The organism is Arthrobacter alpinus (genome assembly GCF_001445575.1).
Lineage (GTDB): Bacteria > Actinomycetota > Actinomycetes > Actinomycetales > Micrococcaceae > Specibacter > Specibacter alpinus_C.
The window spans coordinates 826,649-841,159 of the sequence record NZ_CP013200.1; the positions used below are offsets into that span (position 1 = coordinate 826,649).

General features: G+C 59.4%; 15 protein-coding genes and 1 pseudogene. 12 read left to right on the forward strand and 4 right to left on the reverse strand.

The window, feature by feature from the left end; genetic code table 11:
- The first annotated feature begins 37 nt into the window (after positions 1-37).
- The 5 genes from AS189_RS03580 to AS189_RS03600 all read left to right on the forward strand — a co-directional run bounded on the left by AS189_RS03580 (position 38) and on the right by AS189_RS03600 (position 4,716).
- Complete coding sequence (locus tag AS189_RS03580; protein WP_062286367.1) at positions 38-1,327, forward strand: ABC transporter substrate-binding protein; 1,290 nt, start codon at positions 38-40, stop codon at positions 1,325-1,327.
- 123 nt (positions 1,328-1,450) lie between these two features.
- Positions 1,451-2,482 carry a carbohydrate ABC transporter permease gene (locus tag AS189_RS03585; RefSeq protein WP_062286368.1) on the forward strand — a complete coding sequence of 344 codons (1,032 nt, stop codon included), beginning with the start codon at positions 1,451-1,453 and terminating at the stop codon, positions 2,480-2,482.
- The gene (locus AS189_RS03590; protein WP_062286369.1) at positions 2,479-3,369 is read left to right on the forward strand and encodes a carbohydrate ABC transporter permease; all 891 of its coding nucleotides are present in this window, start codon (positions 2,479-2,481) and stop codon (positions 3,367-3,369) included. The genes AS189_RS03585 and AS189_RS03590 overlap by 4 nt, the downstream gene beginning before the upstream one ends.
- Positions 3,370-3,372: 3 nt before the next feature.
- Positions 3,373-3,642, forward strand: a complete 270-nt coding sequence (locus tag AS189_RS03595) for a hypothetical protein (RefSeq protein WP_062286370.1) — start codon at positions 3,373-3,375, stop codon at positions 3,640-3,642.
- 54 nt (positions 3,643-3,696) lie between these two features.
- Entirely contained in the window at positions 3,697-4,716 is a 1,020-nt protein-coding gene (locus tag AS189_RS03600) for a LacI family DNA-binding transcriptional regulator (protein WP_237759961.1), read from the forward strand.
- A gap of 106 nt (positions 4,717-4,822) precedes the next feature.
- Here the strand turns inward: AS189_RS03600 and AS189_RS03605 are convergent, their stop codons facing one another.
- Positions 4,823-5,665, reverse strand: coding sequence for a hypothetical protein (locus AS189_RS03605; RefSeq protein WP_062286372.1), 843 nt, complete (start codon positions 5,663-5,665; stop codon positions 4,823-4,825).
- A 3-nt stretch (positions 5,666-5,668) separates the two neighbouring features.
- Positions 5,669-6,472 carry an exodeoxyribonuclease III gene (locus AS189_RS03610; protein ID WP_062286373.1) on the reverse strand — a complete coding sequence of 268 codons (804 nt, stop codon included), beginning with the start codon at positions 6,470-6,472 and terminating at the stop codon, positions 5,669-5,671.
- Between the two features lie 685 nt (positions 6,473-7,157).
- On the opposite strand from AS189_RS03610, the pseudogene AS189_RS03615 reads away from it, so the two are divergent.
- The 3 genes and pseudogenes from AS189_RS03615 (at position 7,158) to AS189_RS03625 (ending at position 10,194) form a co-directional block, all read left to right on the forward strand.
- Positions 7,158-8,368 (forward strand): annotated as a pseudogene (locus tag AS189_RS03615) (quaternary amine ABC transporter ATP-binding protein).
- On the forward strand, positions 8,368-9,219 hold the full coding sequence (locus AS189_RS03620; protein ID WP_062286374.1) for an ABC transporter permease: 852 nt from the start codon (positions 8,368-8,370) through the stop codon (positions 9,217-9,219). The pseudogene AS189_RS03615 and the gene AS189_RS03620 overlap by 1 nt, the downstream one beginning before the upstream one ends.
- An 84-nt stretch (positions 9,220-9,303) precedes the next feature.
- Positions 9,304-10,194 (forward strand): glycine betaine ABC transporter substrate-binding protein, encoded by an 891-nt coding sequence (locus AS189_RS03625; RefSeq protein WP_062286375.1) that lies wholly within the window; start codon positions 9,304-9,306, stop codon positions 10,192-10,194.
- A gap of 116 nt (positions 10,195-10,310) precedes the next feature.
- Here the strand turns inward: AS189_RS03625 and nadE are convergent, their stop codons facing one another.
- Positions 10,311-11,132, reverse strand: coding sequence for an ammonia-dependent NAD(+) synthetase (nadE, locus tag AS189_RS03630; protein WP_062286376.1), 822 nt, complete (start codon positions 11,130-11,132; stop codon positions 10,311-10,313).
- A 62-nt stretch (positions 11,133-11,194) separates the two neighbouring features.
- Between nadE and pyrE the strand changes: the two genes are divergently transcribed.
- Together pyrE and AS189_RS03640 are read left to right on the forward strand one after the other, a co-directional pair.
- On the forward strand, positions 11,195-11,761 hold the full coding sequence (gene pyrE, locus AS189_RS03635) for an orotate phosphoribosyltransferase (RefSeq protein WP_062286377.1): 567 nt from the start codon (positions 11,195-11,197) through the stop codon (positions 11,759-11,761).
- Between the two features lie 63 nt (positions 11,762-11,824).
- Complete coding sequence (locus AS189_RS03640; RefSeq protein ID WP_062286378.1) at positions 11,825-12,451, forward strand: thymidine kinase; 627 nt, start codon at positions 11,825-11,827, stop codon at positions 12,449-12,451.
- A 185-nt stretch (positions 12,452-12,636) separates the two neighbouring features.
- On the opposite strand, the gene AS189_RS03645 is transcribed toward AS189_RS03640, so the two are convergent.
- Positions 12,637-13,320 (reverse strand): ABC transporter substrate-binding protein, encoded by a 684-nt coding sequence (locus tag AS189_RS03645; protein WP_082634034.1) that lies wholly within the window; start codon positions 13,318-13,320, stop codon positions 12,637-12,639.
- Between AS189_RS03645 and AS189_RS03650 the strand changes: the two genes are divergently transcribed.
- Together AS189_RS03650 and AS189_RS03655 are read left to right on the forward strand one after the other, a co-directional pair.
- Positions 13,305-13,595 carry a transposase gene (locus AS189_RS03650; protein ID WP_062286380.1) on the forward strand — a complete coding sequence of 97 codons (291 nt, stop codon included), beginning with the start codon at positions 13,305-13,307 and terminating at the stop codon, positions 13,593-13,595. The two genes, AS189_RS03645 and AS189_RS03650, sit on opposite strands and share 16 nt — an antisense overlap.
- A gap of 2 nt (positions 13,596-13,597) precedes the next feature.
- Positions 13,598-14,488, forward strand: a complete 891-nt coding sequence (locus AS189_RS03655; protein ID WP_082634036.1) for an IS3 family transposase — start codon at positions 13,598-13,600, stop codon at positions 14,486-14,488.
- Positions 14,489-14,511 lie beyond the last annotated feature (23 nt).

Consider the following 14,511-nt stretch of genomic DNA (forward strand, 5'->3'; position numbering starts at 1 on the left):
GCTGCCACTTGGGGATTTTTCACTTAGGAGAATGAACATGGGAACCAAGATTACAAAGATGTACCTGCCGCTGGCAGTTGCCGCGACACTCACACTGGCACTGTCTGCCTGTAGCGGCGGGACTGGTGGCGGGACAACCGGTGGTGGCGGTGCAGTTTCGGAAAACCTTGATGCTCGCGGTCCTATCACTTACGTCCAGGGCAAGGACAATTCCGATGTGATTCGGCCCTTGGTGGATAAGTGGAACGCGGCCCATAAGGATGAGAAGGTTACTTTCAATGAGCAGTCGGACAAGGCTGATCAGCAGCACGATGACCTTGTCCAGCGCTTCCAGGCCAAGAACGGTGACTATGACGTTGCCAGTGTTGACGTGGTGTGGACGGCTGAGTTTGCCGCCAAGGGCTGGCTGCAGCCTCTGAAGGACAAGATGGCCATTGACACCACCGGCTTCCTGCCGGCGACGGTGGCAGCGGCCACCTACAAGGACACCCTGTACGCCGCACCGCAGACTTCCGACGGCGGGATCCTGTACTACCGCAAGGACCTGGTTCCCACCCCGCCCAAGACATGGGAGGAGATGATGGGCATGTGCTCCATCGCCAAGGAAAAGGGCATCGACTGCTATGCCGGGCAGTTTGCCCAGTATGAGGGCTTGACGGTGAATGTTGCAGAGGCCATCAATACCGCCGGCGGCACCATCGTTGACAAGGATGGCAAGGCCACGGTTGACACCGCCGAGGCAAAGGCCGGGCTGAACAACCTGGTCCAGGCCTACAAGGACGGCAACATTCCCAAGCAGGCTGTGACCTATCAGGAAGAGCAGGGCCGGGCCTCCTTCCAGGATGGAAAATTGTTGTTCCTGCGCAACTGGCCGTATGTATACAACTTGGCGAAGACCGACGGCTCCTCCAAGGTCAAGGACACCTTTGGCATCGCACCGCTGCCCGGCAAGACCGGCGCAGGCGCATCCTCTCTGGGCGGGCACAGCTTGGCTGTCAGTGTTGATTCCAAGCACAAGGCCACGGCGAAGGACTTCGTGGCTTTCATGACCAGCGCAGAGACTCAGAAGTTCTATGCAACCCAAGGATCTCTGGCCCCGGTGACGGAAAGCCTCTACACGGATCCGGCGCTCGTGGCGAAGCTGCCGTACCTACCGGTCCTGCTGACCTCCATCCAAAACGCTGTGCCGCGTCCCGTGACACCTTTCTACCCGGCCGTGACCCAGGCAATCCAGCAGAACAGCTTTGCTGCCATCAGCGGCACGAAGAGTGTTGATCAGGCTATGACAGACATGCAGGCGGCCATTTCAGCTGCCGGGTCAAAGTAGCCCTGAAAAGTGCTCGCTGCGGTGTTCCTGGTAGTGGTCAACCACGCCGGGAACACCGCAGTGCAGGCCTTCGCATCACCGAGCGCGTGATGCCACACAAAGTCGTGGTGAAAGGAAAACAGCGTGTCTACACAACTTGAACCGGGGTCACTGCCCGGTCGAAAAACAGCTCTCAAGGGCGGTGGGAACAAGGAAGTCGGTGCTGACCGGAAGGAAAAGACTCAAGGGCGAGCGGCGACTCTATTGATTGCCCCCACGCTTATTGTGCTGGCCATCGTCATTCTGTACCCGGTGATCAACGCGATCGTCATGTCCTTCCAGCAAGATGAGGGGCTAGACCCGGTATCGGGAAGTTTTGTTGCCGGCGGCTTTGCCGGCTTGGCCAATTACATCCACTGGCTGTTCCAGCAATGTCAGACCCCCGCGGGAACCGCAAGTTGCCCGCCCGGAACGTTGGGCGCCCAGTTCTGGAGCGCCACCGGCGTCACCTTCTTCTTCACAGCCGTCACGGTCTTCTTTGAAACCATCCTGGGTTTCTGGATGGCAGTGATCATGGCACGCACCTTCCGCGGCCGGAGCATTGTGCGAGCCGCGGTGCTTGTCCCGTGGGCCATCCCTACGGCAGTCACCGCCAAGTTGTGGTTCTTCATCTTCGCTTTCGACGGCATCGTGAACACCATCTTCCATACTGATATTTTGTGGACCGGCAGCCAAGGCCCTGCCCAGGCCGCGATCATCATTGCCGATATTTGGAAGACAACCCCGTTCATGGCTCTGCTCATTCTGGCCGGGCTGCAAATGATCCCTGCCGAGGTGTATGAGGCGGCCAAGGTCGACGGCGCGTCGGCGTGGCAACGCTTCCGACTCATCACCTTGCCGCTGGTCAAGCCCGCGCTCATGGTTGCCATCCTGTTCCGTGTTCTTGACGCCCTGCGCATGTACGACCTGCCGGCCATCATGACCGGCGGCGCCAACGGGACCACCACGCTGTCCATCCTGGTGGTTAACCAGATCAGGGTCGGCTTCAATTCCGCCGCGGCCCTGTCCACCATCACTTTCCTGATCATCTTCATCGTGGCGTTCATCTTTGTGCGCTTCCTCGGAGCCAACGCCGTTGAGTCCGCCAGTGGTGGGGCAAAGGGGAAAACCAAATGAGCACGAGAACTGCAACCCTGAATTCTCACACTGCTGCCGCTAAATCGGTGGCCCGGCGCCGGGAGAACTGGTCCAACGGGCGCACCTACATCAGTGCCGCCGTCATCGTCATCTGGTGTCTGTTGCCGTTTTACTGGATGATTGTCACCGCCTTCCGCGACGTTGGCTACACCTTTGATTCCACCCCCTTCTTTTCACATGTCACTTGGGACAATTTCGCTACAGCGTTTTCCTCCCAACTGGGAAACCATCTTGACCGGGCCCTGCTCAACTCGCTGTTCATCTCTGGGGTGACCACACTGGTGGCCCTACTGTTCGGTGTTTTCGCCGCCTACGCGCTGGCCCGGCTCAAATTCCGCGGCAAGTTCTTGGTGCTGGGCGTGGTCCTTGGAGCATCCATGTTCCCGGGCGTTGCGATCGTAACCCCGTTGTTCCAGCTGTTTGGAAACATTGGCTGGAACGGCACCTATCAGGCGCTGATCATTCCGAACATCTCGTTCGTGCTGCCACTGACCGTGTACACGCTGACCTCCTTCTTTCGGGAAATGCCTTGGGAGCTGGAGGAATCAGCCCGCATCGATGGGTGCACCCAGGGTCAGGCGTTCCGCAAGATCATCATGCCGTTGGCGGCCCCGGCGGTATTCACCACAGCTATCTTGGCTTTCATCGCCTCGTGGAACGAGTACTTGATTGCCAGTATTCTCTCCAACAAGGACACACAAACGGTCACGGTAGCCATCGCCAACTTTGCCGGCTCCCAACCACACCAAGAACCCTATACGGCGGTCATGGCGGCGGGCACCGTGGTTACCATTCCGCTGGTCATCCTCGTGCTGATCTTCCAACGTAAGATCGTGGCCGGGCTAACAGCAGGGGCGGTGAAATAGGCCATGGCACGAGCCACGGGGAAGCAGCCGGAAAAGCCCAATGCTCTGCACATCCCCACCAGCAAACAAAAAAGTGCAGAGGACTTTGACATCATCATCGGGTTTCTCGGTTTTTGGGCGGTGGTGCTCTTTGCCGTCACACTGTGGCTGGAGCTGACAGGGGCTCCAGCACTCATGTGGGCGATAGGATTATTGCTGGTCTGTTTGGGACTGTGGGGAATGATCAGGCTCCGCCGGAAACTTCCGGAAAGGAGGGGGCGGCGGCCGCACTAGCCCAAAGCGCCCGCCTGCTGACCCCGGCCGGGGATGAATGAACAAGGAGCAGTCATGAGAGTAAGCATTGATGACGTTGCTGCGCGCGCTGAGGTCTCCACCGCCACTGTGTCTCGGGCGCTGAGGGGCTTGCCGAAAGTCAAGCCGGCCACCCGTGAGCGGGTGTTGGCGGTGGCTCGGGAAATGGGTTACGTCCCGTCGCCGTCGGCCACACGATTGGCCACTGGGCGGACCAAAACCGTGGGAGTACTGGTTCCGTTCATTGACCGCTGGTACTTTGCCAATGCACTAGAGGGTATCGACCAAGAACTGCGCAAACAAGGATACAACCTCCTGCTGTTCAGTCTCGGCGGATACATGCACGGCCAACAACGCCGGTTTACCGAGCAAATGGTGCGCAAGCAAATTGACGCGATGGTAGTCATGTGTTTGGGCCTGTCCGTCAATGAACTGGCGGAATTGCAGCGGATCAACATTCCCATCATTTCGGTGGGCGGCCCCGTTGAGGGGTGCCGCGGCGTCCACGTGGATGACTCGGCTGCTGCCGCTGTCGCCACTCAACACCTCATCGACTTGGGGCACAGGAGAATAGGGCATCTGCGGGGTGGCATCAATGATGAGAAGAACTTTGTCGTCCCGACCTTGCGGGCGGGAGCCTTCGAGGCCACCATGCGCTTTGCCGGGCTGGAACTGCGCCCCGAATGGGATGTAGCCGGCGACTTCACTGTAGGTCAGGGCGCCGCGGCAGCAGCCAGGCTCTTTGATCAATCGGGGGAGCGCCCCACAGCCGTCTTTTGTGGCTCGGATGAAATGGCGCTTGGGCTGATGTTTGAGGCCAGGCGTCGTGGCATCCGCATCCCCGAAGACCTGTCAGTGATTGGCGTTGACGACCACGATTTCTCCGCACCGGCCGGGTTGTCCACCATTGCTCAAAAACCCCTGCAGCACGGGGTGCTCGCAGCGCAGGTGCTGTTGGCCGAACTTGACGGGCTTACGGTCCCCAGCCTGGAAGGCAGTATGCCGTTTACCCTCATCCACCGCGAATCGACTACACCGCCGGCACGCTCCGTGTAGCTTCACGGGGTTCAATCGCGGCATTTTGGTGGGCCCACAACGACCGATTGGGCCCACAGCTCCGAGGGCCCCACGCGAGCTTGCGAGCGGAGGGAGGAGCTGGGGATTAGTTGGCCCGAGCCAGCTGACGCACGGGCATCCACCGGTTTGCCAGCCGGCGGTAGGCTGCGGCTGCGCCGGTAAGGTCCCCATCGGCCAGGCACTCCAGCCCCATGTGTACATCGGCGGGGGAGTCATCTGGGTGCACTCGGTGGGCCACGGGACCATAATCCAGTTCCACCACGCCCGCGTCATTGAAGCTGGCAAGCCAGTGGCCCAAATCCTGGAGTTCCTCAAAGAGGTCCAGCTCCGGGGCCATGGCTGCCAGCATGCCGAGGGTTCGCTCCACTCTTCCCAGCGCAGTGGCCAGCGGCACCTGGATCCGCACCGTCAGGACCCGGCCATTGGCTTCAACTACTTCCATGCGGTCATTGGCATATACCAGGATGAACCAGCTGAAGGGGATGCCCCAGGTAGAATTTCGGGTTTGAATGGGCAGCTCGAGATGGCTTGCTTGCGAGGCGTGCTCCAGCTGCCGCGTCCATTGTTCTTGGGGAAGAATCAGCGATGCCAGCTGTTTCATGTTGCCGGATAGCAGTTCACTGGCGCTGGCAATCGAGCGGGCCACCACCTGGTTGGGTGCGTACAACGTTGGTTCCCCGGCACCCATGGTGAGCACGCGCACCCTGTCTCCGTCCGGCGTCGGAAGTGGGTTGGGGAGGGTCCGGCTCACCCGGTCAAGTGAGTCGGCCAGCTCGCCGGCATCGACGCTGATCCCGTTCTGTTCGGGAGTTCGCAGGCCCTCAACGTAGGCAAATTCCGAGAGCGTATATGCCTCACGGGGTAAGTAAACGCGCAGGCTGGAGATGAAGGGGAGTTGCACCCCGCCCAAATACAGCCCGTTACTCAACGCTCAGCCCAGTTCCACAATGACTGGGGCATGGTCTGAGGCGCCCTTGCCTTTGCGTTCCTCGCGGTCAATTTCAGCGCCGATGACGCGGGCGGCGAGTGCCGGTGAGGCCAGCGTAAAGTCGATGCGCATGCCCTCTTTTTTGGGGAAACGCAGCTGGGTGTAGTCCCAATACGTGTAGACGCCCGGGCCCGGATGCAAAGGACGGACGACGTCGGCAAAGCCTGCCGCTTCAAACGCCGAGAACGCTGCCCGCTCGGGTTCGCTGACGTGGGTCAGGCCTTGGGTGCGGAAATAGTCGATGTCCCAGACGTCGTCGTCCTGAGGTGCGATGTTCCAGTCACCCATCAGCGCGATCTGGGCAGTGGGATCTGCCGTGAGCCAGCCGGTGGCCTGGTTCTTCAACTCGTCGAGCCACTGCAGTTTGTAGGGCATATGTTCGTCGTCCAGAGCGCGTCCGTTAGGCACGTACAGGCTCCAGATGCGCACACCGTTGCAGGTGGCAGCGATGGCGCGTGCCTCCTGGACGGGATCCTTGCCGCCCTTGCCAAAGGCGGGCTGGCCGGAAAACGTCCGTTCCACATCGTCGAGACCAACGCGGGAGGCGATGGCTACGCCGTTCCACTGGCTGAAGCCAAAGTGGGCCACTTCGTAGCCGTTGTTTTCAAAGAGCTCCCAGGGGAAGTTCTCGTCCTTGCATTTAGTTTCTTGGATGGCCAGAACATCCGCGTCGGTTCGGCGCAGCCAGTCCTCGACGCGGTCGGCACGGGCACGCAGGGAGTTCACATTCCAGGTAGCAATCTTCACCCCTCCAAGCTATCAAGTTAAGCCGTTCAAAGGCGGTGCACGGCTGTGTCGTGATGACGGGGGTAGGGGGCGGAGGGGAGGGAACTGTGGGGAGGGACACTAGCGCAGAATCTGTGAGCTTGGCTAGGGTTACAAAACTGTAACGCTTGCCTCGCCGTATAGCCGCGCTGCCACAGCGTGTGAGATGTCGCTCGGATGCGGGCAAAAACCGGCATATTCAGCCCTTAGCGAAATTGTCTCTGTTAGCGTGGGAAGCGAACCAGTAGACCGACAAGCCTGCGGGCAACTGCCACCAACGTACGTGTTCATGACGAATCATGTTCCCCGGGGAGTGGCAGCCAGACACAGGCCGTCGAACTGGCGGTAGGGATAGCTTCCCGATTCTTGCCCCTGAGAGGCAAGACCGTCTTTCCTTGCTGCCCCGGCCGGGGCGTGCGGGGGAGCGAAGAGTTTGACGCGTAACAACGCCTGCAGCACGAGATCACCAATCGCGCTCGTTGAGGACCTGCCACAGCGGGTCCTGAACTTTCGTGTAGATGGGTACTACGTGTACGAATCCACAGACAAAGTCACACCAGAGACGCAAATCATTCCGCCCGAATCCGGGCTCCAGCGCACTGAAAATGACATTGCACTGAGCGTGAGCAATGTTTACAAGGTCTTCGGCAAACGACCTGCCGAAGTGATCAAGCGGCTCAAGGCCGGCAAGAAGCGCGATGAATTGACCGCGCTGGGAACGGCTGCCGTCATCGACGCCTCTTTTGAGGTCAAAAAGGGTGAGATCTTTGTGGTTATGGGGCTTTCGGGCTCCGGAAAATCCACGTTGATCCGCACTCTCAATGGCTTATGGGCCCCACCGAAGGCTCAGTAGTGGTGGGTGGGACTGATATTTCCAAGATCAGCGACAAGGAACTGCGCCGCGTTCGCCAGCAGAAAATCTCCATGGTGTTCCAGCACTTTGCGCTCATGCCGCACCGAACCGTCCTGGAAAACGCCGCCTACGCACTTGAGGTGCAGGGCGTGGCCAAGGCTGATCGATTGGCCCGTGCCGAGAAGGTCCTGAACTTGGTGGGCCTTGAAGGTTGGGGCGCCAAGTACCCCAGCGAGCTCTCCGGCGGCATGCAACAGCGCGTTGGCCTGGCCCGCGCCCTGAGCGCAGAAACCGACATCCTGCTCATGGATGAGGCATTCTCCGCACTGGATCCGCTGATCCGCCGCGAAATGCAGGAACAGCTGGTGCTGTTGCAGTCCGAGCTGGAGAAGACCATCATCTTCATCACCCACGACCTCAACGAGGCCATGTTCCTGGGCGACCGGATCGCCGTCATGCGTGATGGTGAAATCGTGCAGATCGGTACTCCGGACGAGATCCTCACCAGCCCGGCCAATGACTACGTGGCCGCGTTTGTGCAGGACGTAGACAGGACCCGCGTGCTCACTGCCGGCGGCGTAATGGAGCCCGCGCTTGCCGTTGTGAACCTCTCCGGAGGCCCGCGAAACGCCTTGCGCACCATGCGTGACCTGCAGGTTTCGGCCGCCTTTGTGGTGGACCGCCGTCGTAATTACCTGGGCACCGTCCGCGACCGTGACGTTATGAAGCAGGTCGAGGCGCACAGCTCCGACCTGAACTCCGTCATCCGCAAGAGCATTGAACCGGTCAGCCCGGACACGGCACTGAACGATCTCTTCGGCCGTGCTGTGGAGAGCCCCATTCCGCTGCCTGTGGTGGACGACGCCGGACGGCTCGTGGGTGCCTTGCCGAGAGTCACACTCTTGGCAGCCTTGGGCAACGTTCCCTCAACCACGGGTGAATTCCCCGTGGTGGATACGGCCGTGGCACCGATCCCCAAACAAGTAGTCACCGATGCACTGGCTAAAACCGAAGGAGACGCATAGTGGAAGCGAATTTCAGGATCCCACTGGGCGACTGGGTGGAAGTGGGCCTTGACTGGCTGACAACCACGCTGGATGGTTTCTTCCTTCTTGTGCGGACAGTCCTTGTTGGCGCCTATGACGGACTCGAGTGGCTGCTGCAGGCCCCTCCTTACTGGGCAATTATTGTGGTGTTTGCCGCGATTGCCTGGTGGGCGAGCGGCTGGAAGTTAGGTGTTGGTACGGCAGCTGGCTTCCTCGTGATTGTTGGCGTGAACCAATGGGAGAACGCCATGAACTCCTTGGCACTAGTTGTCATCGCCACGGTTGTGGCCGTTGTCATCAGTATCCCGCTGGGTATCTGGGCGGCCCGTTCAGATCGGGCCTCGGCCATCATCAAGCCCATATTGGACTTTATGCAGACCATGCCAGCCATGGTTTATTTGATTCCCGCGCTTGTCATGTTCCGGGTGGGCGTGGTCCCCGGCATTGTGGCCACGATCATCTTCTCGATGGCACCTGGCGTCCGCTTTACTGAGCTGGGCATCCGCGGCGTGGATAAGGAAGTTGTTGAGGCAGGGCACGCCTTTGGCTCCAGCCCGAGCAAAATCTTGCGCCAGATTCAGCTACCGCTGGCGCGCCCCACCATTATGGCCGGTGTTAACCAGGTCATCATGCTCTCGCTGTCCATGGTGGTCATTGCCGGCATGGTCGGGGCCGGCGGTTTGGGCGGAGACGTCGTTGCCAGTCTGAGCCGCATTGACGCCGGACTTGGCTTTGAGGCCGGCATTGCCGTGGTCATCCTGGCCATCTTCCTTGACCGCGTCACGGCAAGCTTCGGCACCAACGCCACCAAAAAACGCAGCAAGCAGTAACGCCCCACAACAGGGGCAAAACATAGTTTTACAAACCAATCGCGGCAGCAATGCATTAAGTGCTGCCAATGAAAGGAATGAACCGTGAACAAGAAATTTTTGAGTGTAGCTGCCATTGCTGCAACATTGGCCCTGGGTTTGAGTGCCTGCGGCACGGGTAGCCAGGGGGCGGCCCTGGAGAACGGCGACAAGCAAGACCTCACCATTGCCGTCTTCAACGGCTGGGACGAAGGAATTGCGGCCTCCGAGCTGTGGAAGGTCATCCTTGATGAGAAGGGATACGACGTCAAACTGCAAAGTGCCGACGTCGCCCCTGCCTACTCTGGGCTGTCCACCGGTGACTATGACGTGGCCCTCGATACCTGGTTGCCTGTTACGCACAAGAGCTACATCGAACAGTACGGTGACAAGCTCGTCGATCTGGGCGCCTGGAATGACGATGCCAAGCTGACGATCTCCGTCAATGCTGATGCCCCGATCGATTCTCTGGACGAGCTGGCGGCCAACGCGGATAAGTTCGGCAACAGGATTGTTGGCATTGAGCCCGGTGCCGGCCTGACCGAAATCACCACGGACAAGGTCATCCCGGGCTACGGCCTGGACAAGATGGAATACCTGACCTCCTCCACCCCTGCCATGTTGTCGGAGCTGAAGACAGCCACCACCAAGGGCGAGAACATCGCAGTCACCTTGTGGCGCCCGCACTGGGCCTACGACGCGTTCCCGGTCAAGGACTTGAAGGATCCCAAGGGTCTTTTGGGTACTGCCGAAGGCGTCCACACCTTCTCCCGGATGGACTTCGAGAAGGACTACCCCACGCTGAACGGGTGGCTCAAGGACTTCAAGATGGACACCAAGACGCTGGCCTCGTTGGAGAACGCCATGTTCAACGGCGAAGCAACCAAGGATTACACCGCGATCATTGAGAAGTGGATCGGCGAGAACCAGGAATACGTGGACTCCCTCACCAAGTAATCCCACCACCCCAACGCTTCCTCAGATATGGGGCGCAAATGCGAAACGCTCCTTCACTTAAGTGCGGGAGCGTTTCGTTTTTAACCCCATTTGCTGAGGGAGCGTTTGGTGTGTGGCTACTTCCACCACGTGTCAAGCAGGGACACCGGCACGGTGCGCTTGTGCCGGCTGCGCAGAAAACGGCCTTCGATGCCCTGAGCGGCAGTTTCACTGACTTCCTTGCCCTCGAGGTAGTCGTCAATTTCGTCATACGTGATGCCGAGTTCGTCCTCGTCGGTGCGGCCGGGGACGCCGTCGAGAAGATCTGCGGTGGGAACCTTTGCCCACAGCTGTTCCGGGGCTCCGAGCTCCCGCAGCAGCGCCCGGTTCTGACGCTTGTTCAAGGTGAACAGCGGCAGGATATCGGCACCTCCGTCGCCAAACTTGGTGAAGAAGCCCGTGACGGATTCTGCTGCATGGTCGGTTCCAATGACCAGCAGGTTCTCATGTCCGGCCAATGCGTACTGGGCGATCATGCGGCTACGCGCCTTGATATTGCCCTTATTGAAGTCTGTGACATCTTCCGTGGCCGTCTTAGCGAACTCGGCCTCAAAACCGTCAACGGCCGGGGCGATGTTGAAGGTTTGCTCAGTCTTGGCATTGATGAACTTCAGGGCTGCTTGGGCGTCATCTTCATCATGCTGAACTCCGTAGGGGAGACGCACGGCAATGAAGTTCGCCTCGATGCCCTCCGTGGCCAGTTCCTCAACCGCCAGCTGTGCCAACCGGCCGGCCAAGGAGGAATCCAGCCCGCCACTAATGCCCAACACATAACCCTTGGTGCCTGTGGCCTTGAGATAGTCCTTCAAGAACGTCACTCGCCGGGCGATTTCCGCCTTGGGGTCAATGGTGGCCTGAACGCCAAGTTCTGCAATGATCTGTGCCTGTAATTCGCGCATGTGATCAGCTTAGTGGGTGCATGTTTCGCCGGTGTTGCGTGCGCGCAATTAGAATGGATCCCATGACCTCCACACTTGCATCCGACCGCGCCCGCCTGCTCGAACTCGTCAAGGAACTCGCCGTAGTCCACGGCAAGGTAATCCTCTCCTCCGGCAAGGAAGCCGACTACTATATCGACCTGCGCCGCATCACCCTCCACCACGAAGCTTCACGCCTCGCCGGCCGCGTCATGCTGGCCATGCTGGACGACGCCGGAATTGAGTTTGAAACCGCCGGTGGCCTGACCATGGGCGCCGACCCCGTAGGCACAGCCCTGATGCACGCAGCTGGCGACGCCGGCCGCAACATTGACGCCTTCGTGGTCCGCAAGGCGCAGAAGTCCTACGGCATGGGCCGCCAGGTTGAAGGCCCCGGTGTTGATGGCCGCAAGGTGGTCGTCTTGGAAGACACCTCCACCACGGGCGGCTCTGCACTGACCGCAATTGAAGGTGTGCGCAAGGCAGGCGGAAACATTCAGGCCGTTGCCGTGATCGTTGACCGTGACACCGGCGCCAAGGAGCGCATCGAAGCTGAAGCCAACGTTCCATACCTCTTCATTTTCGGCAAGGACGAACTCGGCCTCTCCTAGGTCCCTCGCGCGTGGGCCCATCACGCCCGCTCAACCAGACCGAAATCCCCTGAAAGGTCCGTTTTGTCCAAGCTCTACTTCCGCCATGGCGCCATGAATTCCGGTAAATCAACCGGACTGCTGCAAGCCGCATTTAACTATGAGGAGCGCGGCCAGCGGGTTCTTCTTGCGAAGCCCGGCGTGGACACGAAAGGCGAGACGTCCATCGTCTCCCGACTTGGTGTGAGCCGTGAGGTGGATTTTGTCATCCCACCCGGTTCAGATGTTCGGGAATTGTTTGCCATGCAGGTGCGCGGCGACGATCCCGATGCGCTGCTGGAACACGTGGATATGGCTCCCGTCGCCTGCCTACTAGTGGACGAGGCGCAATTCCTGGACCCCGCCCAGGTTGATGATCTCTTCCGCGTCGCCGTGCTCGACGGCGTTCCTGTCCTGGCCTACGGGCTGCGCACCGACTTCCGTACTCGCGCCTTCCCTGGGGCCGCGCGCCTCTTGGAGATTGCGCACTCGCTCGAAGAGCTGAAGACCATTTGCCGCTGCGGGCGGAAGGCCATGTTCAACACCCGCCGGGTTGGCAACGATGTGGTGTTCGATGGCGAACAGGTGGCCATTGAAGGTTCCGAGGTCTGGTACGAATCACTCTGCGGCAACTGCTACTTGGAGCTGTCCGGGGGACAGCTGGGATCCTGAGGGGTTCGCTCGGAATTCGCTCCGGCCGCTTCCCCCGCACTCATGACGGGCGCCCGGGGCATTGCGCGGGCGGTGGGGAACAGCCAGGTTTGACGAAAAAAGACGTCGTCGCCGACCATCTTGCTCAAGGCAGGGGATGGTGGGCGACGACGTCGAGAAGCTGGGGGCCTATTGACCGGCCGGCATTACGGCAACAAGGTGTCAAGCTTCGGATCAGCCTGAAGCAAACCGTCGTCCTTTGAAAGCTGGATCAGCGTGTCAAGGGCAGGCCGGTTGATCTCAGAGACGTAACTGGGCAGAACAAGTTCCTTCGTTGCGGCCTCGTCAATCTTGGTGTAGGTCAGCAGGACTTCGCGGACCTTGTCAGGGTTGGCTGTGGCGAAGTCCAATGACTCCTTCATCGCAGCTGTGAACTTCTTTACCAGATCCGGCTTCTCGGCGACTGTTTTTGCGGAACTGAAGTATGCGCCGATGGTCAGCTCGGGGGCCGTATCAACATAGTTGGAGGCGATGAGGGTGGCTCCTGCGGATAACCCGCGGCTAAGGAACGGCTCCACCACCAGGATGGCGTCAACCTGGCCGCGTTCGAGTGCTGCCTGCATGTCCGGGAAGGCAAGTTCGATGAACTCAGTGGTCTTCGGATCTCCGCCTGCCTTGCGAATGGCCTGTCGGACGGTGGTGTCGTTGATGTTGTTCAACGTGTTCACGGCGACCTTTTTGCCGGCCAGATCCGCTCCGCTCTTGATGGATGAACCGGACGCGACCAGGACTCCTCCGAAGTCCGCCTTGTCTTTACCGGTCGACGCCTGAGGTGTACTACTGATATGAGACAGTTCCTGAAAGGATTGTTCCCATGTCTTCTCGACCAACTTATTCTGATGAGTTCAAAGCCGATGCCGTTGCTTTGGCTGCTTCTTCTGGCCGCCCGGTAGCTCTTGTAGCTGCTGAGCTCGGCATCTCTCTGACCGCCCTCAAACGCTGGATCAAGCTCTCTCGAGAGGGCCAAGAAGTCGACGGCCGAAAACCGGAAGTACCGGTGGATACGGCCAAGTACAAAGCGATGGAAGTTCGCCTCCGTGAACTGGAACGGGAGAATGACTTCCTAAAAAAAGTGTCGGCGTTCTTCGCCAAAGAACAACGGTAGATGTGAGCTACCGCTTTGTTCAGCAGGAGGAGAACGCTGGAGAAAAAGTAGCGTGGATGTGCCGGCAACTCGGGGTTCCACGGTCCTCGTACTACCGGTGGAGAGACGCTACTGAATCACCCACAACCGTCCGTCACCGGGAGCTAACCGATCAGGTGAAGACTTTCTTTGATTCCTCCGACGGGATCTTTGGGCACCGTATGGTTCATGCGAAACTCAGCACAGCCGGTGTTGAGATATCGGTAGGGACAGTGGCCACGATCATGGCGGAGAATGGCTGGGCAGCCAGGCGGATGCGTGCTTTCAAACGCACCACTATTCCTTCGGACCCGGATAAAGTCTTCAAGGACTTGATCGGCCGTGACTTCACCGCTGCCATCCCTGGTACCCGCATGGTGGGTGATATTACCTATCTGCGCACCGGTGAGGGGTGGCTGTATCTGGCTACCGTCATTGACCTGTGCACCCGCATGATTGTTGGCTGGGCTATGGCTGATCACATGCGCGCATCCTTGTGTGTGAATGCTTTGACGATGGCTAGAGACCGCGGCCATCTACAAGCTGGCGCAATTTTTCAGAGCGATCGTGGCACGCAATATACATCCAGAGAACTCGGTGCTTGGTGCACTGGCAACAGCATCCGCCAATCCATGGGAGAAACCGGCCAATGCTGGGACAACGCCGTGGCAGAGTCAGCGTTCTCGTCGCTGAAGAACGAGTTCTACCACTACTACAGCTTCGAAACCCGACAAGACGCCAGGCGGGCCACCATGCGCTACATCGAGGTCTTCTACAACCGATGGAGACCCCGCACCCACAACGACGGTCTACCGCCGGCAACTGCGATGACCAATTTCAATACCCAAAACCAGCAACAACTCGTAGCTGCCTAAGTAAAAAGAAACTAACGAACTGT